Annotated in this window: 20 protein-coding genes, 2 tRNA genes, 1 pseudogene and 1 riboswitch; of the genes and pseudogenes, 14 read left to right on the top strand and 9 right to left on the bottom strand. The window is 35.0% G+C overall.

Annotated features, from left to right (window positions below; genetic code table 11):
* Positions 1–8: 8 nt before the first annotated feature.
* Entirely contained in the window at positions 9–899 is an 891-nt protein-coding gene (gene htpX, locus LGAS_RS00365; RefSeq protein ID WP_003648002.1) for a zinc metalloprotease HtpX, read from the top strand.
* 39 nt (positions 900–938) lie between these two features.
* On the opposite strand, the gene LGAS_RS00360 is transcribed toward htpX, so the two are convergent.
* Positions 939–1,868, bottom strand: coding sequence for an AraC family transcriptional regulator (locus LGAS_RS00360; RefSeq protein ID WP_003648003.1), 930 nt, complete (start codon positions 1,866–1,868; stop codon positions 939–941).
* Positions 1,869–1,963: 95 nt separating this feature from the next.
* Positions 1,964–2,053, top strand: a riboswitch (TPP riboswitch).
* A 51-nt stretch (positions 2,054–2,104) separates the two neighbouring features.
* Between LGAS_RS00360 and LGAS_RS00355 the strand changes: the two genes are divergently transcribed.
* The 3 genes from LGAS_RS00355 to LGAS_RS00345 are packed head-to-tail and all read left to right on the top strand — an operon-like array spanning position 2,105 to position 4,662.
* A complete protein-coding gene (locus LGAS_RS00355) occupies positions 2,105–2,662 on the top strand; it encodes an ECF transporter S component (protein WP_003648004.1) in 558 nt (185 codons plus the stop codon).
* Positions 2,643–3,995 (top strand): ABC transporter ATP-binding protein, encoded by a 1,353-nt coding sequence (locus tag LGAS_RS00350; RefSeq protein WP_011678727.1) that lies wholly within the window; start codon positions 2,643–2,645, stop codon positions 3,993–3,995. The genes LGAS_RS00355 and LGAS_RS00350 overlap by 20 nt, the downstream gene beginning before the upstream one ends.
* A 13-nt stretch (positions 3,996–4,008) precedes the next feature.
* On the top strand, positions 4,009–4,662 hold the full coding sequence (locus LGAS_RS00345; protein WP_003648005.1) for an energy-coupling factor transporter transmembrane component T: 654 nt from the start codon (positions 4,009–4,011) through the stop codon (positions 4,660–4,662).
* Here LGAS_RS00345 and rlmH read toward each other — a convergent pair whose 3' ends face one another.
* The 7 genes from rlmH to yycF form a co-directional block, all read right to left on the bottom strand.
* Positions 4,663–5,142 carry a 23S rRNA (pseudouridine(1915)-N(3))-methyltransferase RlmH gene (gene rlmH, locus LGAS_RS00340; RefSeq protein ID WP_003648006.1) on the bottom strand — a complete coding sequence of 160 codons (480 nt, stop codon included), beginning with the start codon at positions 5,140–5,142 and terminating at the stop codon, positions 4,663–4,665.
* Between the two features lie 513 nt (positions 5,143–5,655).
* The gene (locus tag LGAS_RS00335; RefSeq protein ID WP_025012188.1) at positions 5,656–6,876 is read right to left on the bottom strand and encodes a S1C family serine protease; all 1,221 of its coding nucleotides are present in this window, start codon (positions 6,874–6,876) and stop codon (positions 5,656–5,658) included.
* A gap of 86 nt (positions 6,877–6,962) precedes the next feature.
* On the bottom strand, positions 6,963–7,760 hold the full coding sequence (locus LGAS_RS00330) for an MBL fold metallo-hydrolase (protein WP_003655515.1): 798 nt from the start codon (positions 7,758–7,760) through the stop codon (positions 6,963–6,965).
* 6 nt (positions 7,761–7,766) lie between these two features.
* Complete coding sequence (locus tag LGAS_RS00325; RefSeq protein WP_011678725.1) at positions 7,767–8,588, bottom strand: two-component system regulatory protein YycI; 822 nt, start codon at positions 8,586–8,588, stop codon at positions 7,767–7,769.
* A complete protein-coding gene (gene yycH / locus LGAS_RS00320; protein ID WP_025012187.1) occupies positions 8,578–9,906 on the bottom strand; it encodes a two-component system activity regulator YycH in 1,329 nt (442 codons plus the stop codon). Before yycH ends, LGAS_RS00325 begins: the two co-directional genes overlap by 11 nt.
* Positions 9,896–11,746: a cell wall metabolism sensor histidine kinase WalK gene (gene walK / locus LGAS_RS00315; protein WP_003649680.1), complete on the bottom strand. Its 1,851-nt coding sequence runs from the start codon at positions 11,744–11,746 to the stop codon at positions 9,896–9,898. Before walK ends, yycH begins: the two co-directional genes overlap by 11 nt.
* Positions 11,747–11,792: 46 nt before the next feature.
* Positions 11,793–12,500, bottom strand: a complete 708-nt coding sequence (gene yycF, locus LGAS_RS00310; RefSeq protein ID WP_003649681.1) for a response regulator YycF — start codon at positions 12,498–12,500, stop codon at positions 11,793–11,795.
* Between the two features lie 126 nt (positions 12,501–12,626).
* Here yycF and LGAS_RS00305 point away from each other — a divergent pair.
* From LGAS_RS00305 to bsh, 10 genes and pseudogenes are all read left to right on the top strand, one after another.
* Positions 12,627–12,699, top strand: a tRNA-Lys gene (locus tag LGAS_RS00305).
* Positions 12,700–12,824: 125 nt separating this feature from the next.
* Positions 12,825–12,897: transfer RNA gene (locus LGAS_RS00300), tRNA-Lys, on the top strand.
* A gap of 66 nt (positions 12,898–12,963) precedes the next feature.
* A complete protein-coding gene (locus LGAS_RS00295) occupies positions 12,964–13,746 on the top strand; it encodes a lysophospholipid acyltransferase family protein (protein WP_003655512.1) in 783 nt (260 codons plus the stop codon).
* Positions 13,743–14,567, top strand: coding sequence for a glycosyltransferase family 8 protein (locus tag LGAS_RS00290; RefSeq protein WP_003650928.1), 825 nt, complete (start codon positions 13,743–13,745; stop codon positions 14,565–14,567). Before LGAS_RS00295 ends, LGAS_RS00290 begins: the two co-directional genes overlap by 4 nt.
* 32 nt (positions 14,568–14,599) lie before the next feature.
* Positions 14,600–15,550, top strand: a complete 951-nt coding sequence (locus tag LGAS_RS00285) for a glycosyltransferase family 8 protein (protein ID WP_003655500.1) — start codon at positions 14,600–14,602, stop codon at positions 15,548–15,550.
* A 12-nt stretch (positions 15,551–15,562) separates the two neighbouring features.
* Positions 15,563–16,513 (top strand): glycosyltransferase family 8 protein, encoded by a 951-nt coding sequence (locus LGAS_RS00280; RefSeq protein WP_003655497.1) that lies wholly within the window; start codon positions 15,563–15,565, stop codon positions 16,511–16,513.
* Positions 16,510–17,370, top strand: coding sequence for a lysophospholipid acyltransferase family protein (locus tag LGAS_RS00275; protein ID WP_003648097.1), 861 nt, complete (start codon positions 16,510–16,512; stop codon positions 17,368–17,370). Before LGAS_RS00280 ends, LGAS_RS00275 begins: the two co-directional genes overlap by 4 nt.
* Before the next feature lie 186 nt (positions 17,371–17,556).
* Positions 17,557–18,903, top strand: a pseudogene (locus LGAS_RS00270) (conjugated bile salt MFS transporter).
* Positions 18,904–18,927: 24 nt separating this feature from the next.
* A complete protein-coding gene (locus LGAS_RS00265) occupies positions 18,928–20,283 on the top strand; it encodes a conjugated bile salt MFS transporter (protein WP_003655494.1) in 1,356 nt (451 codons plus the stop codon).
* A gap of 17 nt (positions 20,284–20,300) precedes the next feature.
* Positions 20,301–21,251, top strand: a complete 951-nt coding sequence (gene bsh, locus LGAS_RS00260) for a choloylglycine hydrolase (RefSeq protein WP_003648098.1) — start codon at positions 20,301–20,303, stop codon at positions 21,249–21,251.
* 62 nt (positions 21,252–21,313) lie between these two features.
* On the opposite strand, the gene LGAS_RS00255 is transcribed toward bsh, so the two are convergent.
* Positions 21,314–21,916, bottom strand: coding sequence for a PepSY domain-containing protein (locus tag LGAS_RS00255; RefSeq protein WP_003648099.1), 603 nt, complete (start codon positions 21,914–21,916; stop codon positions 21,314–21,316).
* Positions 21,917–21,965 lie beyond the last annotated feature (49 nt).

Below are 21,965 nucleotides of genomic sequence, written 5' to 3'. Positions count from 1 at the left end.
GTCTATCAATGCTCTATCAACAAATAGCACGCAATAAGCGTAAAACAGCATTTTTGCTTGTTATATTCGTTATTATTCTAGCTCTTGTTGGTGGTGGGTTAGGATATTTGATTAACGGTGAACCGCTATCAGGAATTGTAATTGCCCTAATCGGTAGCTTAATTTATCTTTTTATTGTTCTTCAAAATCCGGGAAATTTAGTCATGAGCATGAATCATGGCCGAGAGATTCATGAAGAAGATGATCCAGAATTGTGGCATATTGTAGAAGATATGGCACTTGCGGGACAGGTTCCAATGCCAAGAGTCTTTATTATCAACGATGAAAGTCCTAATGCCTTTGCAACTGGGCGCGATCCTAAGCACAGTTTCGTAGCTGTTACTACTGGATTAAGAAAGCGACTTAATCGAAGTGAATTAGAGGGTGTTCTTGGCCATGAAATTTCTCATATTCGAAATTATGACATTTTAGTATCTACAATTGGAGTAGCTTTAGCTGCTGTAATTTCATTTATCTCTAGTTTTGCGTCCCGTATTTGGTGGTGGGGCGGCAATTCTGACCGTGATGACGATGACTCTAGCTCTCTAGAAACAATTTTTAAAATAGTGGCCATTGTTTTCACATTAATTTTAGGACCTCTTGCTGCTGCACTAGCTCAGATGGCTCTCTCACGTAATCGTGAATATTTAGCTGATGCTAGTTCAGTTGAGCTTACTAGAAACCCTCAAGGGTTAATTTCAGCTTTAGAAAAGATTTCAAATAGCGAGCCAATGAAAGATCCAGATCCGTCAAGCGCTGGTTTATACATCGAAAATCCGTTTCATAAGCGTGGCTTGAGCTCATTATTTGATACTCATCCGCCTACAGCAGACAGAATTAAGAGATTGGAAAACATGTAATAAAAGGGATGCACAAGGCATCCCTTTTTGTGTACTCTATTATTTCAAATTGATATGAGCCTCTCTAAATAGTCTCTTTCTCATTTCTGCTGGAGTCATGCCATAATAATGCTTAAATTTCTTATAGAAAAACGACTTGCTTGAATATCCAATAGTTTCAATTATTTCTTTTAATGAAACATTTGGCTTGGCCAATAACCTTCTAGCTTCTTTCATCCTTCTTTCATCGACATGCTCAACAAAGCTCTTTCCCGTTTTTTCTTTTACCATTGTAGAAAAATAATTACGATTAAAGCCAAAATATTTGGCAGCTTGCGCTAAACTAATATCATTATAGTGTTGGTCGATGTATTGATCTAACGCTTCATCTTTAAATGTACTTTCTTTTACTTCATTTGCTTTAAAGTTTTGTTCGCGCAAATTGCGTAAGATTATAATTTTAAGTAGCTCTAAGCCAATTGTTCCATTAAAAGCGACATTATTAAGATAGTCTTGAATTATACCTTTCAAGTTTTGACTACCCCACGTTACAGAGGTAGTTGTAAATAAAAAAGCACTATCTTGATTTAACTTTTTTAAAAATAATGTGCTCAATCTTTGTTCGGTGGGTGTATTGGCATCTAACTGTTCTACTTGTTTTTGCCATGAAAAATTACTCTTTAGCTTAAACTTAACAATAATTGCGTTTTTATCACTAACTTTAATTATATAGTCAGTGTCTTTTTCAATTAGCAAAATATTTCCTGCCGTCAAATAAAAAGTTTTATTATTAATTTCAACCTCACACTTACCCGCAAAGCAGTAAATTAATTGACTAGTACTAGATTGATATTCAGTAAAATCATAATGCACTGTTTCTAAATAAAGACTATATGGCAAAAGAAGATTTTCAGTACGGATCTCTATTTCAGTACCTTGCGTATTCTGCATTAAACTTGATAAATAATTTTTTAATGTCGCTGTTGCCATCTCAACCGGTCCCCTTTGCTTTCACTCTATTTTAATTATAACCTTTTTGCTATTTTTAATTGTCATTTCGGCTTATTAAGCGTAAGCTAAACCTAGAAATATAACTGGGGTGCCAGATGGCTGAGAATATACCCATTGAACCTGTTTGATTAACATCAGCGTAGGGAAAATGATTTATTTTTAGACTTTTATTTAGTCACCTCTTTGAGGTGGCTTTTTTATTTCGGGAGGAAAAAATGAAAAAATTACATGTTCGAGATATTATCCTAATTGCTTTAATTGCTATTATTTTTGGCTTTATTTACTTAGTTAGTGACGGCCTCTATAATGTCTTAACTGCGCTCCTTACACCGGTTGGTTATGGAATGTTAGCCAATGATATTATGATGGGAATCTGGTGTATGGCAGGTCCTTTAGCGGGATTCTTAGTTCGACTACCTGGGGCTGCATTTCTAGGAGAATTTTTAGGTTCTTGCGTTGAACTTATCGCTGGAGAACAATGGGGAGCCGTAAATCTGATCTCTGGAGCTGTTCAAGGCTTAGGTAGCGAATTAGGTTTTACTTTTACTAGCTACCGTCGCTACAACTGGTTCACCCTTTTCTTATCTGCTACAACGACAACAATCGTTACCTACCTGTATGACTTCATTAAGAATGGCTATAGCTATTTTTCAACTTTTAACATGATTTTCTACTTCGTAGTTCGTTGGCTTTCAATGCTTTTGTTTACCTGCGTTTTAGTTAAATTGATCATTAACCTCTTGGTAAAAGCCCATGTCGTCCAAACAAATTAAAATTAATCAGCTATCTTTTCAATATCAAAATCAGCCAATTTTTAAAGATTTAAATTTAACCATAAATCAAGGTGATTTTGTTCTACTGACTGGTCAAACCGGTAGTGGCAAATCAACTCTGTTAAAGCTCATCTCCGGCCTTGACCCAACTTTCAATGGCAAAATTACTGCTGGTTCTTTAAAACAGCCTTTCACTAATTGGGGCATGGTATTTCAAGACCCTAACCGACAATTTACGATGGCGACTCCTCGAGAAGAACTAATTTTTGCCTTAGAAAATGAACTAGTTGATCGTACTGCTGCTTTAAAGCGTATTAATTACGCAAGTGTTAGAACTAATATTTCATCTTTATTAGACCAACCTTTTCTTCAGCTTTCAGGCGGTGAAAAGCAGCGCGTTGCCTTAGCTATCCTGATTGCCATGAAAAGCGACTTATTTTTATTAGATGAACCTTTTGCTAATTGCGACTCTCATAATCGGAAGTTTCTACTAACTTGCTTAGCTGCACTTCACAAAGAAGGAAAAACAATTTTAATTAGCGACCATAATTTCTCTGGCTATGAAAAGCTAGTTTCCACGGTCTTGGCTATCAAAGACAAAAATATTAAAACTATTACTTTGCCTGAAAACACGCTAAAAAATCAAGCATTAACTTTCTCTCTTCCTGACTTAAAACAAAATCCAGTATTTTCACTTGAATCATTTTCATTATCTTTTCCAGAAAGAAAACTAATTTCTCCAACTGATCTAAAAATCTACTCCGGAAGAGCCACTTTATTAACTGGCGAAAACGGAAGCGGTAAGACATCTTTATTTAAAGCTCTAACCAAAATTATTCCGTATCAAGGACAATTAATATTTAAAAGTAAAGACATTAAGAAATGGCGCCGGCGTCGCTATCTAGCAAAAGTAGGACAAATTTTTCAAAATCCAGATGACCAATTCTTAAATGTTACAGTAAAGGAAGAATTAGACTTTAGCCTAAAACACAATCAAAACCCTTCCTTGAATAAAACTGAGCTCAAGCACCTGCTGACTAAACTCAACTTAGAAAATTTAGGCGAACAAGTTGTTTATTCTCTATCTGGAGGACAAAAAAGAAAATTGCAAATTCTTGTCATGTTAATGGCTTATCCCGAGGTTTTACTTCTAGATGAACCATTTAGTGGTTTAGATCAAGAAAGCGTCTCAGAGGTCATTTATTTGCTTAAAAAGTACTTTCTTAATTCTAACCACACCTTGCTTGTCATTAGTCACCAACTTGCACAAGTTCAGCATCTCTGTGACTATCACTTAACTATCAAAGATCAGAAACTTTTCTACACTAATTAAAAAGGTAAATAACATGAATCCCGGATTGAAACTATTTTTGATTTTAATTATTTCACTTGAAATATCGCTTATTCCTAATTTGGTTGCAAATATAATAATTATTATAGCTAGTCTTGGCTATCTCACGTTTAAGCATCTCAGCCCTAAAAAACTACTCTTGCTATTTTTAATCCCATTATTTGCAGCTTTAGTAGTCTTTATTACGATCTATTACTTTACTCCAGGTCATAGTTTCTACCATGCCAGCGTTTTATTTACACGAATTTACGCTTATGTATTTTTAGGAGCTACATTTACTGAAATCACTAGTATTCTTTCACTCGCTCGCTCATTAGAGCAAAATTTTAAACTACCGAGTAAATTCGCCTATGGGACTTTAGCCGCATTCAACGTACTTCCTAAAATCCATGCTGAAGTTAATCGCATTCGCTTAGTTGGAGACATGAGGCATTATCATCTCTCTTTTTATTCGCCAACATTATATTTTAAAGCGATTTTAGCAGCTATTTCTTGGTCAAACAGCCTTGCTGAAGGAATGATTTCACATGGGTATCGTGAAGATAAACCACGAAATGTCATCGTGCCAATTGCCCTAACAAAAAAAGACTGGCTTATTTTTAGTAGTATTTTAATCCTACTGCAACCAATCTTATTTTTTATAAAATAATTATTTATGATACGGACTACCGCTATTAATCATAAAGGCACGGTAAATTTGTTCAACTAAAACTAACCGCATTAATTGGTGCGGCATTGTAAATTTACCAAAACTAATTAGATCATCAGCTCGTTTGTTTACTGCATTACTTGTTCCTAAACTTCCTCCAATCACAAAGGTAATGTCTGAATGTCCATAAGTAGTTAAGTCAGCTAGCTCTTTAGCAAAGTCTTCGCTAGTTCTTTCTTTACCCTTAATTGCCGTTACATAAACATATTCTTTATCTTTTATCTTATCTAGAATTCTTTTTCCCTCGATTTCTTTGACCTGCTCCATTTCAGCAGGACTTAGCTTTTCGGGGGCTTTTTCGTCTGGTACTTGAATTATTTTTACTTTAGCAAAACGCCCCATTCTCTTTACGTATTCAGCAATACCATCCTTAAAATACTTTTCTTTTAGTTTACCTACACAAACAATTTTGATATTCATTGTAACTATCTAACCTTTCACGCATCTAGTTTTTAATTTTATCCCCTAATTGACATAGCGTCCACATCACTTTTCCCCTAGCTGTGGATTATTGAAAACTATATTTAGTGGTTGACTTAATTAATTATCAATAAATTGTGGTTTCTAAAAAAGTGGATAACTTTTTTAGCAAATTTATTCCACATTTTTATAAACACTACTAATTTTCCAAACTTTTGGGTCTATTCCCTACATAATCAACTTGAACAGCCGTTCAGAACAGCTAATTTTAGAATTTTATTTACACACAATTCACAGGTTTTCCACACCATTTATTTTTACTTTGACCGAGTTATGCACAATCCACAGAGTTTTCCACATTTTCCCACAATCTTCTGGATAACTTTCAGTTCTTGACAATTCAAAAAGACGAACTTTATTGCGTTTCACATTTTAAACATTAAGAAAAAGCTATGATCACCGCTTACAAAACGCATAATCATAGCTTTTTTATCTCTATTTAATAATATTCACTTAACTTAAAGTAACTTTGATATTCTGTGACTTACCGTCTCTAACGACTTGAAGTGTTACTGTATCGCCAACTTTATGTGTATAAAGCGCAGTATGTAGTGAAACAACACTATCAACATCTTTACCATCAATCTTGGTGATTACATCATGTGACTTAATTCCTGCTTTATCTGCACTACCATTCTTAGTAACGCTAGCTACATAGACACCAGATTTAACACTATCAGGCAAACCAAGTTTCTTGCGGCCATACTCTGTTAATTCGTCAACTGATACAACTCTTACACCTAATTTTGGACGAGTGATTTTTCCATTCTTAACTAATTGGTTAATAATAGAAACAACTTCATCACTTGGAATTGCAAATCCCATTCCCTCAACAGCTGTACCATCACTAGAAGAGGATAATTTCATTGAGTTAATCCCAATTACTTGACCAGACATATTCACAAGTGGACCACCTGAGTTACCCGGATTAATAGCAGCATCAGTCTGGATAACGGTTGCCTGGTTAGTAACCTGTCCAGCAGAATTAGTTACATCAACAGTTCTATTCTTAGCTGAAATAATACCTTGAGTTACACTTGTAGCATATTCACTACCTAAAGGTGAACCAACAGCAATAACTTGCTGTCCTGGCTCTAAATTCTTAGATGAGCCAAATTGCGCAGTTTGAGTAACATATTTTCCATCAATGGTTAAAACAGCTAAATCTGTTTCTGAATCAGTTCCTACTTTTTTAGCAGTTACCTTTTTACCATTGCTTAAAATGACCTGAATCTCATCACTTCCAGATACAACGTGGTTATTAGTTACAATGTAGCCTTTGCCATTAGACTTCATGTAAATAACACCTGAACCTTCGCTGTAAGTTTCCAAATCAGACTTAGAATTTTTCTTTGAAGAACTAGAACTGTCAGAGCCAAAAATACCAAACGGATCACTACTTGAAGATGAACTTTGTCTCTTTAAGTTAACAACAGAAACAACTGATTTCTTTACCGTATTAAAGGCATTAGTCATCTCGCTACTATTTTTACTGCTAGACTTTTCAACTTTTGTCGTTGGAACAACACTTGTTTGTGGTGCATTTTGCCCATTAACTTGAGACAAACCTGCATAAGCAACTCCACCCCCAAGAAGTCCGGCAACCACTCCAACAATACCAGTTTTAATTAAAGCATTATGCTTAGTAGGGTGTTTAGTATTATTTTCTGCCATAAAAATTTCTCCTTTTCTCTTCATTTCTAGCCTAATCACAAATTTTGAATTTTTTATGAATTCAAGTCAAATTATTTGCTAAAAATTTATATTTTCGTTAAAGAACCAGCTTGCATTGGATTGGTATCAATAATTTTAACATCAGCTGGTAAATTTGCATCCCCAGCTACCAATAAGTCTTCAGCCGTTTCATGCGCTAAATACTGAGTATTATTATGCTGGCTGCGATGCGCTAAAAAAATATGTTTAGTTTTGGGAGAAACTACATCAAGTAAGGTATCTGCCGCTTGATCATTTGAAAGATGTCCAACATCAGACATAATTCGATGTTTCAAAGCCCAAGAATAAGGGCCATTTCTAAGCATCATATCGTCATAGTTAAATTCCATTAAATAGCCATCTGCATCCCTTATTTCACCTTTAACAGTACTTGAAACATAACCAGTATCTGTTAAACACGCAAATCTTTTACCACCACTTGTAAAGACATAATATTGTGGCTGCGCCGCATCATGACTCGTCGCAAAACTTGTCACGTCCAAATCACCAAAAGTCTTAGTTATACCAGACTCAAACGTATTAATTTGTTCAACAGGTAATTTACCGATCTTATTGCTTTCAATTAAATAATTCCAAGTACCTGAATTCGCATAGGCTGAAATTTTAGGATATCTTCTCATCAATACGCCTAATCCACCAGAATGGTCAGTATGATCGTGGCTAATAAATACCATATCAATATCTTTAATATCAACGCCTACCTGTGCTAGTAATTCCTTAGTTTTCTTTCCAGATAAACCTGCATCCATTAAGATTTTATGCTGCGGAGTCTCAATCAATGTAGAATTACCTGTTGAACCACTTGATAAAACCGATACTTTCAAATTTCTCTACTCCTTTGAATCATCAGCAGCAATATTATTTTGGATAATTGTCCCTGTAAATGCGTTTACGCGCTTAAGGGTCATCGTATGAGAATTATTGTTTTCAATCGCAGCTACCCATGTAGGAATATAAATTTCGCTCCCTCGAACAGTGATCAATTTAGTATAAACTTGCTTTAACCAGATAATCTTAGAATTATTTGGCAATTCACTATAAGTGTATAAAGAATTTACAGCAGCCTTTGAACTAATTGTATTTTGTCTTTCACGTACTGGATTCAAATTGCTAACGTAGCGTTGCGAATACGATACAATTTGATTATTTTTAACAATAATGTGCAATCGAGCAGTTGCTGCAAAAACTTCTCCATACTTTGTTTTCTGATTAAAGACATAATCATCTCCCTCGGATAATTCTGAAAGATAGACATAATCTTTACCCTCATACACGTTTTGACTATTATTTTTAAAGTGAATAATTTCTTTCAGGGCTTTTTTGGAATCTTTCGACAGAGTAATTGGTTTGTTCAAATTAACTGAAATACTATTTTCAGTTGTATTAGTTTCTACTTGTTGATTTACCTGTGCTGCTGCTTTTTTTGTCCAAGAATTGTCCACTTTGGTAGCTAAATAATACCCATCATCTTGCTTATCATCAACTTTAGGGATAGTTATCTGATCTGCACTCGTTTCGCTTTTAATATCAGTTTGAATTGGAGTAGAGCCAGCAGATAAAAGCGTCGGTGTTTGCCAAAGCTCAATACCCAAAAAGATATTAATTCCAATAAATACGACTAAAAAAATCCATTCAATTCTCTTAAAGTCCATCTACTAGCCCCTCCTTTCTAGAATTTGTAATTTGATTATTAATATTTAGCCATTCATCTAGGGTCTTCCACTGCTTATTAATCTTTACATAATAGGCTGGTTCTAGATCTACTAATTTTTTATTTTTACTATTATCAGACTTAGCTGTATAGCCAATAACAATGCGCTCAATATCTTTTTGGTGATATCCCTTTTGATATAATTCATCCATCGCTTCATTAGTCGGAATAAGCGTCTTCTTTTCACCATTAGTTGGAATTGGAATCTGCAAGTCTAAGCTATTAAAGTTAATTGTCATTCCATTAGAAGCAAACTTAACTTGCGCCCGCATCTTATATTTCCCTGGTAAAAAGATCGGATATTCTTCAACATAATTTTGATAAATAACTGTATTATTATCAGCATCAAAGAACCTTAAATCTGGCTCAGATAATCCAATTTTACGAACAAAATATAAACTATCATTTAATTTTCGACTAATAGTCTTCGGAACCTGATCCTGTTGATAATCAACATATTCATAATTATGAGTATGTTTTGCCGCAATCAACCGCTCGTATACTCCATTAGAATATGTAATGCTTTCGCCAGAACTATGCTGGGTAGGATTATTAGAGCCTAGCAAGCGATACACAAAGTATGAATCTGACTCTTCATTAGTTAAATAGCTGTATGTTGGTAAACTTAAATTCTTGTCATAGAAAGGTAAATAATCATCATGAACTTTTTGAAGCGTAACTGGCATCTGTGTTTTAGCGCTTTGAATATGTTCCACCAAATTGTCAAACGATACATCATTTAGACGAACTCGATAAATAGTATAGTTTTCGTCATTGCCTAAATAAATATACTTACTGGATCGAGCTGGCACAAAAAAGCGATTAAATTCCCGACTATCAGTTTTTCTTACATTAGTTAAGAATAAGGAAATCGTTATTTGATCCGGATATGTTAACTGAACATAGTCAGGATTTTTTAATAACTTTTCATATTTACTTTGACTAGACCAAACTCTGATTGGCAATAGTGGCTTAACTGATTGAGTTAATTTTGAAAACTCTAGCGGAAGATTATTTTTAGTATCGTAAACCTGATACATTTGCTTATCTTTAAAATAAAAAGTTTGAGTAGGTAAATAAATATCTCTTAAAGAACGTTGGCCTAAATCTTTAATTTGAGTTTGATTAGATGTCTCTTCAATCCTTGAGAATCGTGCATCAGAACCCCAAATAATAGCTGACAAGATAATTGATAGTGCAACCATTGCAATTAAGCTAACTCGTAATGCAATTCTAGAAAACTTATCTTTAAACCTCATCCCAGTTTTCTCCTTCCTCGCTAATTGCTTCATATGGCAAAGAAATGTAGAAAGTTGAGCCGGCTCCTTCAGCACTATCTGCCCAAATTCGACCATGGTGTGCTTCTACTATTTCTTTAGAAATAGCCAGTCCTAGACCAGTTCCACCTTGTTTACGAGAACGCGCCTTATCAACACGATAAAATCTATCAAAGATTTTGTTTAAATCTTTTCTTGGAATTCCTAATCCTTGATCAGAAATACTTAAGATAACGTGTTTTTGAGCCTGCAATAAGCGAACTGTGATGACGCCACCGTCAGGTGAATACTTGATAGCATTGTTCATGATATTGTCAATTACTTGCATCATCTTGTCAGTATCAATTTCAACCCATAAGGCTTGATGAGGAAATTCACGCTTAATCGTATATTTCTTTTTGTGCATCTTATCAGAATCAGACTTGAGCATCATATCAAAACGATTTAAAACGTGGTTAACAAAGTCATTCAAGTTAACCCATTCTAAATCCATCCTCGCTACTCCTCGATCCATTCTAGATAAGCTAAGCAAATCATTGATCATTCGAATCATTCGCTCAGTTTCATCTTGAATAACATGCAGAAATTGTGGTGCAATATTTGGATCTTTCCATGCCCCATCATTCAATGCCTCAACATATGCTCTTAAACTTGTTAACGGCGTCCTAAGCTCATGTGAAACATTTGAAACGAATTGTTGTTGTTCACGTTCATTTTTTTGTTGTTGGGTAATGTCATGAAGCACGCAAACTAAGCCGGAAACAAACCCCGTTACACGCTGGATCAAAGAAAAGTTAGCATGCAAAATCATTTCATCGCGCGTATTGTCATTAACTCGAACAACTAATTCTTGCTGAGTACTTAACAAGTCCTGAATAGTAACATCTTTTAGTCCAAGTAAATTAGTTATTGGCTTTCCAATAACGTCTTTTTCAGTTTTTCCTAGAAAATCGAGTGCTGTTTCATTAATAATTGTGATATTTCCATGTCTGTCTGTTGCAATAACACCATCTGTCATGTGTGTTAAGACATTATCTAGTCGTCTTCGCTCACTGTCTGAAATTTCTTGAGTTCTTTCAATTCTTACTGATAAAGTATTGAAAGCCTCGGCTAGTTGACCTAACTCATCCTGCGCATAAACTCGAACGTGTCCAGAATAGTCTCCATTTGCAACTCTTAATGCTTGTTTACGCATCTCTTCAATAGGTCTAGTTATTGCCCGGGAAATAACCAAGGCTACAATTGCTCCCAAAACAGCTGCAATCAGCGAAGCAATCAGGAAGTAAATCGATACCTGTCTCAAGTTATTAAAGACACCTTGTAAGCTAGCGCGAACATAAATTGCTCCTACTGGAGTATTAGTTCCATTAGCAGAAGTCAAAGGTGAAATTTGCACCATATAATTTCCATTGTCATTAATAACTTTTGAAACTTGCTTTCCATTTGAGAGTACACTCTTGATATCTACATTACTAGTTCGCTGTCCAATACGGTTTTGATCATTCACATTTGAAACAGCTCTAATTACTCCCTTATTATCAACTACCATTAATTGGCTAATATCGCCCAAATTATAGTTTGAGATAATCTGGCTTAACTGCTGATTAGCCTTTTTAGAATTAGCCCTACTTAATTGGCTAGAAATTTGGTTAGTAATAATATTTGGAACTTGAATTGATGATTCAAAATTTTGAATTGAGTTTTGTTCGAGTTGCCTTGTGAAAGACGCACCAACCACTTCAATCGTTGCTAATAAAAGCAGCATAAAAATTACTGCGATTTTAAAATTGATAGAATTTAATACACTTTTTATTTTCTTCATTTGTCCTAATTGCAAAAAAAGCCACTATTACTAGTGACTTTGATCCTTATTCATCTGATGGGTTTTTAACGTAATATCCTACTCCACGCCGTGTAACTAAAATTGTTGGCGAACTCGGATTATCTTCGATTTTTTCACGTAAACGTCTAACAGTTACGTCAACAGTTCTAACATCCCCGAAGTAATCATAGCCCCAAACGGTTTGCAGCAAGTGTTCCCTAGTCATCACTTGACCCATATGCTGAGCTAGATAATGAAGTAATTCAAATTCACGATGTGTTAATTCAATTTTTTCGCCATTTTTTTCTACCATATAGGCTTCAGGCATAATTACCAAATTGCTAATAGTAATATTTTTATCTTCATCATCTTCAGTAGCTTTTTGGGTTAAATCACGTCTACGTAGGTTTGCCTTTACTCTAGCAACTAGTTCTCGATTAGAGAAAGGCTTAGTAACATAGTCATCTGCACCCATCTCAAGTCCTAATACCTTATCAATTTCAGTATCTTTCGCAGTTACCATAATAATTGGCATATCGTGAGTTTGACGTACTTCCCGTGCAACTTCTAGGCCATCTTTTTTAGGCAACATTAGATCTAGAATCATCAAGTCTGGATCATATTCATCAACTTTTTTAACCGCTTCTTCGCCGTCATAAGCAGTGTCGACATCAAAGCCTTCCTTAGTCAAGTTAAATTTAATAATGTCAGAAATTGGTTTTTCATCGTCAACGACTAAAATCTTTTTTGGCATAAATGATGCCTCCTCAATATTAATAACTATATTATACTGTTTTCCACACTTTTTTTAAACTTATGCAAAAAAAGCTTGCACTTTAGTTCTTTTCCTGGCATAATACTATTTGTTGGTTATCCAATTGGGTGGTTAGCTCAGCTGGCAGAGCAACGGACTCTTAATCCGTGGGTCCAGGGTTCGATCCCCTGACCACCCATACTTTAAAAGGCATCGCTGAAGCGATGTCTTTTTTGTTTTTAACTTCTTGCATTTAAAAAAGGCAAAAAAGTTCTTGCATTTTTATTTTTTTTTGGCATAATAGTATCTGTTGGTTATCCAATTGGGTGGTTAGCTCAGCTGGCAGAGCAACGGACTCTTAATCCGTGGGTCCAGGGTTCGATCCCCTGACCACCCATATTTTATAAGACATCGCTGAAGCGATGTCTTTTTTTGTTTTTAAACTTCTTTTATAATTAATATCATGAATACTAAACCATCTCAACATAATGTTATTTACTATAATTCTTTAACTGACGACATTGTCAAAAGTAAGCAACAAGATTTTACCTTACCTAGCGATTATCAAATAATTAAACGCACACCTCTTAACTATTTAATGCGTTTTTTAGCTACTGGCTTTGCTTATCTTTTTACTTATGGCGGAATGCATGTCAAAGTAATAGGGAGAGATAAGTTATTTAAATATAAGCATCAGGGCTATTTTGTCTATGCAAATCACACTCAAATGGTTAACGACGTCTTTATGCCTTTAACCCTCTTTGGCTGGAAAGATTATTATGCAATTGCTAATCAAGCAAACTGGGGAATTCCAATAATTGGAAAAATTCTCTTGCCTTATGGAGGATTACCAGTTGGCAAAAATATTAAGCAAGCAATTCATCTGCTTAAAGCAGTTAATACTCTAATTAAGGAAAACGCCCATATCATTATCTATCCAGAAGCTCATGTTTGGCCCTACTATACTGATATTCGTCCATTTCCAGCAACTAGTTTTAACTTTCCAGTTCAAACAACTAAGCCAAGCTTTGTTATGACAACGACCTACCAGAAAAGAAAATTTAGCAAGCGACCTAGAATTACTGTTTATATTGATGGCCCCTTTTTTCCAGATACTTCTCTACCTAAAAAACTGCAACAAAAAAAGCTACATGATCAAATATTTACTCAATTGAAGAACCGTTCAAAATTGAGTAACTGTGAATATTATCGCTACCAGCAGCGAAAAATTGGAGGACAAAAATGAATATTATGTTTTGCGGCGATTCTCATGCCGAAGATGGTATTTTAATTACAACGCTGTCTTTACTAAAAAACACATCAACTCCCCTGCACTTTTACATTTTGACGATGCACGCAGAGGGATACACAGCTTTTAACCAACAAGCTTTTAATCTAATTAAAAAATTGCTTAAAGAAAAAGATCCTAACAATACTGCTGAATTAATCGATTGTACTGAATTATTTAAAAAAGAACCTCCACGCGCAAATATGGAAACTCGTTTTACGCCATATGCAATGCTGCGTCTCTTTGCGGACCAACTGCCACAGATTCCTGATCGTATCTTATATTTAGACGATGATATTATTGTGCGTAAAGATATTAGCGACTTTTATAATCAAGATCTAGCTAATATTGAACTAGTCGGTGTTTTAGACTTCTGGGGGCGGTTCTTCTTTCACAATATCCATACCCACAAGACTTTTGATTACCTAAACTCCGGCGTCTTGCTTCTTAACATGGCTGAAATTAAAAAAACACAATTATTTGCCAAAGTAAGAGAAAAAATGAGTGATAAAAAAATGCTTCTTCCAGATCAGTCTGCTCTAAATAAACTTGCTACTGAGAAGAAAATTGCTCCACGTTGCTACAATGAACAATATCGTTTACGACCAGATACCAAAATTCAACATTTCACGACTAGCTTTCGTTTTAAGCCATACTTCCATACTTTAACTGTTAAACCATGGGATATAGAGCGAGTGCACAGCGTCTTGAAATTACATGAATATGATGATTTACTTAAGCAGTACGTAGAGCTTAGGTCACAATTAAAGCGGGCCTAGAAACATTTAATATATAAGGAGTTTATTTTTTGATGACTATACCTGTTTTTTACACAATTAGCGACAACTACACACCCTACGCGGCCGTTTCAATTCAGTCACTAATTGACCATGTGGATCAAAACAAAGACTATACCATTACTCTTTTAGTTCAAAACATTAGCGATAAGCACAAAAAAGATTTAGAAGATCTTTCTATTAAAAATGTCCATGTTAATATTTTTCATATTGATGATGAAATGGTAGCTCCGATTCACAACAGTGAAGAGAATTACTTACGAGCACAATTTTTCACGATGTCTATTTTCTACCGTTTATTTATCCCTAACCTTTTTCCTCAGTATGATAAGGCTGTTTATTTAGACGCTGATACTATTATTTGTACTGACATTGCTGAACTCTACAACACCGAAATCGGCGACAACATGTTTGCTAGTGTACCAGACATGTCAATCAGATTTATTAAGCCACTTCAAGTTTATATCAAGGAATGCCAAGGTATTTTTCCACCAGAAAAATATATCAATAACGGCGTTATTCTCTTCAATATGAAAGCCTTTAGAGATAAGAAATTTGTTGATAAATTCTATTCATTAATTGAAAAGTATCATTTCGATAATATCGATCCTGATCAAGCTTATATGAACGAAATTTGTGAAGACAAAATTTATCATTTGCCCCTTGAGTGGGATGCAATGCCCAATGAACACATGGATGAAATTAAAAATCCTAAAATTGTCCATTATAATCTCTTTTTTAAGCCTTGGCATTTCGCAGATGTTCAATATGGCAAATACTTCTGGGATGTTGCTAAAAAGTCTCCATATTATGGAGAACTAAAAGAACAATTAGCTAACTTCACCGATGAAGACCGTAAAAAAGCACGTGCCGACCTTGATTGGATGATTAAAAAAGTTGATGAAATCAAAGATGAAGATGTAACTTGGGCGAAAGTTAAGAAAACGACATCTGTAAAAATATAAAGAGGCTTAAAAATGACTATCCCTGTTTTTTATAGTATTAGTGATGATTTTGCCAAGTATGCGGCAGTTTCGCTAAACTCCTTGGTTAAAAATGCTAATCCGCAAAAAGATTACACAGCTACTTTTCTAAATCAAGACCTGTCTGAAAAACACCAAAAGCAACTTGCAGCTTTTGCTAATGACCATGTGCACGTTAAATTTTTCCATATTGATGAAAAACTGGTAAAACCGATCCAAAATCGTAAAGAAAACTATCTCCGGGCAGACTTTTTCACAATGTCTATTTTTTATCGTCTCTTTATCCCTGACTTATTTCCACAATATGATAAAGCAATCTACATTGATAGTGACACAGTCGTCGTTGATGACATTGCTAAACTGTATAATAACGACTTAGGTAATAATCTATTCGCCGCTTGTACAGATTCATCGATTCAATATGTAGATAAAATGGTGAAATATATTAAAGAAGTTCTAGCTCTCGATCCAAAGAAATATATTAATTCTGGGATGTTAGTCTTAAATTCTAAAGCTTTTAGGGATGAACACTTTATCGATCACTTTATGCATTTACTTGAGCAATATCACTTTGATTGTATTGCTCCTGATCAAGACTACCTAAATGAGATTGGTGACGGAAGAATTTTACATCTTGATCCACGTTGGGACGCAATGCCTAATGAAAATACCGCCCCCATTCCTGAACCAGGGCTAATTCACTATAATTTATTTTTCAAACCTTGGCACTTTAAAGACGTCCAATATAATGATTATTTCTGGAAATATGCCTCTAGCACACCTTTTTATGAGGAATTAAAATCAGAGTTAGACAACTATACTAATCAAGAGCGAGCTGAAGATCGGGCAAAATTAGATCATATGCTTGAAAAAGAGGCGAGCACGGCACTTGATCCAAATAACTGGGCTCAAATTAAAAGAAAAGGCGAAAGGGTGAAATTATGATTATTGGTGAAAATCGCGCGCAAGTTATCGAAAACATCAAAACAGCCGTTAAAAAGGGAAAAATGCATGCCAAAGTCGAATTAGGCGATCCTATCCTGACTAAAAGCGAAAGAATCAAACTCGTTAACGATTATTGGAAACAACAAAAGAAGTTTAGTCATAAACTAAAGAATATTATTGCTCAAGGTATTATTAATATTGACACTTTAATTTTGATGGCTCACACGCAAATCAAAAATAAGAAGCGGGCTCAAGGACCTAAATATGGCGCAATTATTACCAGTAATCACTTCAAGCAAACCGATAGTCTTCCAATCAAGAAATTAGCCAACAAATGTCACAAAAAACTTTATGTTGTGATTGAAGATTCTAATTTAAAATTACCCGGTTTCTTTGGTTTTCTAATGAACAACATTAATGCAATTCCAATTGTTCAAAGCTACCAATATTTGGGGCGTGAATTTCCTAAGCATTTGCAAAAAGTCTTTGATAAAAAGGGCTGGGTCTTGATCTATCCGGAGCAAGAAATGTGGTATAACTATCGAAAACCTCGCCCTCTTCAAAAGGGCGCCTACTACTACGCAGCTAAGGCCAACGTTCCAATTATTTCCTGTTTTGTAGAAATTCAGGACCTCCCTGAAATGGAGAAAAATAGCAACGAATTCCACAAAACTCGCTACATTCTTCACGTTTTACCAACAATTTATCCAGTTGACCGTCTAACAGTTGATCAAAATGCCAAAAGAATGCGTGATATTGATTATCTACAAAAGAAAAAAGCATATGAAAAAGCATATGGTAAGAAGTTAACCTATGATTTTGACGATGATGATATCGCAGGATATGTAAAAAAATAATTTTCTAAAGTCTATCTCAAAAAGATAGGCTTTTTATTATGCCTATTAAATAACATTATAGGTCGTTATTTTTGATTTACTCGATTTAGTGAGCCACAATAAAGGTGGCTATAGTCAAAGCTCACGTGTTTAATAATATATAACTTATCAAGCTAATAGTATTTTGTCAGAAAGAAGAGAGATACGATGTCAAACGATAGACAAAAGGTGGTCAGTCGAGGCTACAAATACTTTATGGTATTTCTCTGCATGTTAACTCAAGCTGTTCCATATGGAATCGCCCAATTAATTCAGCCTTTATTTGTTCACCCTCTGGTTAATACTTTTCATTTTACATTAGCTTCTTATACATTAATTTTTACCTTTGGGGCTGTTGTAGGGTCTTTAGTTTCACCATTAGTTGGTAAGGCTTTGCAAAAAGTAAACTTTAAGATTTTATATCTGATAGGTATTTGTCTTTCAGCTGGAGCATATGTAATTTTTGGAATTAGTACAAAGCTACCTAGCTTTTATTTGGCTGGAATTATTTGTATGGTTGGTTCAACCTTTTATTCTGGTCAGGGTGTCCCTTGGATTATCAATCACTGGTTTCCATTTAAAGGACGCGGTGTTGCTTTAGGTCTAGCATTTTGTGGTGGATCGATTGGTGATATTTTCTTGCAACCTATTACCCAGGAAATTTTAAAGCATTTCATGACTGGTAATACCAAGACTGGTCACTTAACTTCGATGACACCTTTCTTTATTTTTGCTGTTGCTCTATTAGTAGTTGGATTGATTATTGCAGCTTTTATTAGGGTACCAAAGAAAGATGAAATTTTAGCTTCTGCTCAAGAAGTTGAACAAAACCGACACGAAGCTGCTCAAAAGCAAGCCCATGAATTTCAAGGCTGGAGTGGCAAACAAGTTCTACACATGAAATGGTTCTGGATTTTTAGTATCTGATTTTTAATTATCGGTTTAGGCCTAGCCTCATTAAATGAAGACTATGCGGCCTTTCTTGATACTAAATTATCCTTAACTGAGGTCGGAATAATTGGCTCAGTCTTTGGACTTGCTGGCATCATCGGAAACATTTCTGGGGGTTATTTATTTGATAAGTTCGGTACAGCAAAATCAATGGCATATGCAGGAATAATGTTAATTATAGCTATCCTAATGATGATCTTTATTAGCCTTCATCCTTACGGCGATCGCATTAATTTCTACGCTGGTATGGGTTGGGCCTTTACAAGTGGTCTATCTGTCTTTAGCTATATGTCTGGTCCTGCATTTATGTCGAAAAGTTTATTTGGTGCAAAAGCTCAAGGTGTTAACTTAGGTTACATTAGCCTGGCCTATGCTGTTGGTTTTGCAATTGGCGCCCCACTATTTGGCGTCATAAAAGGCGCTACCAGTTTCACAACTGCTTGGTGCTGCACTATTTTCTTTGTAGCAATTGGTTTTATATTATTAATTTTTGCAGCTATTAAAATTAAGCAAATGCAAAAAAATATTGTCGTCAGCAAACCAAATATTATTTTAGATAAGTAATTAGTTTAGAAAGAAGGTAATTACATGTCTACTGATGTCGCTACTAAAGATAAAGTCGTTAGCAAAGGCTATAAATATTTTATGGTTTTCCTTTGTATGTTAACCCAAGCCATTCCTTATGGGATTGCTCAAAATATTCAACCTTTGTTTATCCACCCGTTAGTTAATACTTTTCACTTTACCTTAGCATCGTATACATTAATCTTTACGTTTGGGGCAGTTTTTGCTTCAGTTGCTTCGCCATTTATTGGTAAAGCATTAGAGAAAGTTAATTTCAGACTTATGTATTTAATCGGTATTGGGCTTTCTGTTATTGCCTATGTAATCTTTGGAATTAGCACAAAACTGCCAGGATTCTATATTGCTGCTATCATTTGTATGATCGGTTCAACTTTTTATTCCGGCCAAGGTGTTCCTTGGGTTATTAACCACTGGTTCCCTGCAAAAGGACGTGGAGCTGCTTTAGGAATTGCTTTCTGCGGTGGTTCGATTGGTAATATTTTCTTACAACCTGCAACGCAAGCTATTTTAAAGCACTTTATGACTGGTAACACTAAGACAGGTCACTTGACCTCAATGGCACCATTTTTCATCTTCGCAGTTGCTCTATTAGTAATTGGTATAGTTATTGCTTGCTTTATTAGAACTCCTAAGAAAGATGAAATCGTCGTTTCTGATGCTGAATTAGCTGAAAGCAAAAAAGAAGCAGAATTGGCCAAGGCGAAAGAATTTAAGGGCTGGACTAGTAAACAAGTTCTACAAATGAAATGGTTCTGGATTTTCAGTCTTGGTTTTCTAATTATTGGCTTAGGCCTAGCTTCCTTAAATGAAGATTATGCGGCCTTTCTTGATACTAAGCTTTCACTAACAGATGTTGGCCTCATTGGATCAATGTACGGTGTTGGTTGTTTAATTGGAAATGTTTCCGGTGGCTTCTTATTTGATAAATTTGGTACTGCCAAATCAATGACTTATGCCGGCTGCATGTATGTTTTATCCATCTTAATGATGGTTTTGATCAGTTTTCAACCTTATGGTGCTCACGTAAGTAAAATCGCAGGTGTTGCTTATGCTATTTTCTGTGGTTTAGCTGTATTTAGCTACATGTCTGGTCCTGCATTTATGGCCAAGGATCTCTTTGGTTCAAGAGATCAAGGTGTAATGCTAGGATATGTGGGTTTAGCTTATGCAATTGGATATGCTATTGGTGCTCCATTATTCGGAATTATTAAAGGAAAAGCCAGCTTTACAGTTGCTTGGTACTTCATGATTGCCTTTGTAGCAATTGGTTTCATCATCTTAGTATTTGCCGTTATTCAAATTAAGAGAAGTCAAAAGAAATACATCATTCAGCAAGAAGCTAAAACTACTGCTAAATAGTTAAGGAGGATTTTAAAATGTGTACTGGTTTAAGATTTACAGATGATCAAGGAAATCTCTACTTTGGACGTAACTTAGATGTTGGACAAGATTATGGTGAAGGTGTAATTATCACACCACGCAACTATCCTCTTCCATATAAGTTTTTAGATAATACGACTACTAAAAAAGCCGTTATCGGTATGGGAATTGTAGTTGATGGCTATCCTTCTTACTTTGACTGTTTCAATGAAGATGGTTTAGGAATTGCTGGTCTAAACTTCCCACATTTTGCCAAATTTAGCGATGGACCAATTGATGGAAAAATCAATTTAGCTTCTTACGAAATTATGCTCTGGGTTACTCAAAACTTCACTAAAGTTAGCGATGTGAAAGAAGCTTTAAAGAACGTTAACTTAGTTAATGAAGCTATTAATTCATCATTTGCAGTTGCTCCTCTTCACTGGATTATTAGTGACAAGGATGAAGCTATCATTGTTGAAGTTTCAAAGCAATACGGAATGAAAGTCTTTGATGATAAGCTTGGCGTTTTAACTAACAGTCCAGACTTTAACTGGCATCTTACTAACCTTGGCAACTATACTGGTTTAGATCCACATGATGCTACAGCTCAAAGCTGGAACGGTCAAAAAGTTGCTCCATGGGGCGTTGGCACTGGCAGCTTAGGTTTACCAGGTGATAGCATTCCAGCAGATCGCTTTGTTAAAGCAGCTTACTTAAATGTTAATTACCCAACTGTTAAGGGTGAAAAAGCTAACGTGGCTAAGTTCTTTAACATCTTAAAGTCTGTTGCGATGATTAAGGGTAGCGTAGTTAACAAACTGGGTAGCGATGAATACACTGTCTACACCGCTTGCTACTCTGCTGCTACTAAGACTTATTACTGCAACTTTGAAAATGATTTTGAATTAAAGACTTATAAGTTAGACGATGAAACGATGAACGCTGACAAGCTAATCACCTATTAAATTAATTTCTATAAAAATACTAATAAAAAAATTCAGAGCTTAAAAACTCTGAATTTTTTTGTTTAATCATCTTTTTCTGATTTAATAACTTTCTTAGAAATAGCATCAATTTCTACTTCATGTTTGCTTGAACCTGATTCAACAGTTACATCCCAAATGGCTTTATCTTGATCCATTTTTAGAGTCCATTCTTTAGCAGTACTATTTTTAACTTCTTTTTCTGCTATTTCACTTGCTTGATCACGAGATATCACTTTATCTAAATCAAGTCCCTTTTGCAAACGTTCATCTAAGTCTAATTTTTCGGAACTAGATTTGACTTCTTTTCCACTTGTGGCATTGATGGTCATCTCATATTCTTTATCCTTATCAAATCCTGTAATTTCATAAAGATATTTATTACCATCTAATTTTAGATCTATTTCTTTTAATTTTTTATCAGAATACTTTTTATCAAACTTATTTATTGCTTCAGTTTGACTAAGTTTAATCTGACTTTTTCTTGTTGCATTTTTTGTATTACTTGCCTTATCTTTAGCAGTCTTCTTTACACTTGACTGTTTAGTTTTACTGGTTGAATCATTATTGCCGCAAGCCACTACTGAAATTCCTAGTGCCCCCATTAAAGCCGTCGCTGCAAGTAGTTTACTTATTTTTCTCTTCATGGCTTTTCTCCTTAAAATAATAAAACTATATTTGCTATTAATTATATAG

It is taken from the genome of Lactobacillus gasseri ATCC 33323 = JCM 1131 (assembly GCF_000014425.1).
GTDB lineage: Bacteria > Bacillota > Bacilli > Lactobacillales > Lactobacillaceae > Lactobacillus > Lactobacillus gasseri.
This window is presented reverse-complemented; position numbering and strand designations above follow the sequence as displayed.

Excerpts from the sequence above, each read along its gene's own strand:
- yycH (WP_025012187.1), bottom strand. The coding sequence starts at position 9,906 with ATGAGGTTTAAAGATAAGTTTTCTAGAATTGCATTACGAGTTAGCTTA.
- LGAS_RS00350 (WP_011678727.1), top strand. The coding sequence starts at position 2,643 with ATGTCGTCCAAACAAATTAAAATTAATCAGCTATCTTTTCAATATCAA.
- htpX (WP_003648002.1), top strand. The coding sequence starts at position 9 with ATGCTCTATCAACAAATAGCACGCAATAAGCGTAAAACAGCATTTTTG.
- LGAS_RS00255 (WP_003648099.1), bottom strand. The coding sequence starts at position 21,916 with ATGAAGAGAAAAATAAGTAAACTACTTGCAGCGACGGCTTTAATGGGG.
- LGAS_RS00325 (WP_011678725.1), bottom strand. The coding sequence starts at position 8,588 with ATGGACTTTAAGAGAATTGAATGGATTTTTTTAGTCGTATTTATTGGA.
- LGAS_RS00280 (WP_003655497.1), top strand. The coding sequence starts at position 15,563 with ATGACTATCCCTGTTTTTTATAGTATTAGTGATGATTTTGCCAAGTAT.
- LGAS_RS00290 (WP_003650928.1), top strand. The coding sequence starts at position 13,743 with ATGAATATTATGTTTTGCGGCGATTCTCATGCCGAAGATGGTATTTTA.
- rlmH (WP_003648006.1), bottom strand. The coding sequence starts at position 5,142 with ATGAATATCAAAATTGTTTGTGTAGGTAAACTAAAAGAAAAGTATTTT.
- walK (WP_003649680.1), bottom strand. The coding sequence starts at position 11,746 with ATGAAGAAAATAAAAAGTGTATTAAATTCTATCAATTTTAAAATCGCA.
- LGAS_RS00285 (WP_003655500.1), top strand. The coding sequence starts at position 14,600 with ATGACTATACCTGTTTTTTACACAATTAGCGACAACTACACACCCTAC.
- LGAS_RS00345 (WP_003648005.1), top strand. The coding sequence starts at position 4,009 with ATGAATCCCGGATTGAAACTATTTTTGATTTTAATTATTTCACTTGAA.
- LGAS_RS00265 (WP_003655494.1), top strand. The coding sequence starts at position 18,928 with ATGTCTACTGATGTCGCTACTAAAGATAAAGTCGTTAGCAAAGGCTAT.
- yycF (WP_003649681.1), bottom strand. The coding sequence starts at position 12,500 with ATGCCAAAAAAGATTTTAGTCGTTGACGATGAAAAACCAATTTCTGAC.
- LGAS_RS00275 (WP_003648097.1), top strand. The coding sequence starts at position 16,510 with ATGATTATTGGTGAAAATCGCGCGCAAGTTATCGAAAACATCAAAACA.
- LGAS_RS00355 (WP_003648004.1), top strand. The coding sequence starts at position 2,105 with ATGAAAAAATTACATGTTCGAGATATTATCCTAATTGCTTTAATTGCT.
- bsh (WP_003648098.1), top strand. The coding sequence starts at position 20,301 with ATGTGTACTGGTTTAAGATTTACAGATGATCAAGGAAATCTCTACTTT.
- LGAS_RS00335 (WP_025012188.1), bottom strand. The coding sequence starts at position 6,876 with ATGGCAGAAAATAATACTAAACACCCTACTAAGCATAATGCTTTAATT.
- LGAS_RS00295 (WP_003655512.1), top strand. The coding sequence starts at position 12,964 with ATGAATACTAAACCATCTCAACATAATGTTATTTACTATAATTCTTTA.
- LGAS_RS00360 (WP_003648003.1), bottom strand. The coding sequence starts at position 1,868 with ATGGCAACAGCGACATTAAAAAATTATTTATCAAGTTTAATGCAGAAT.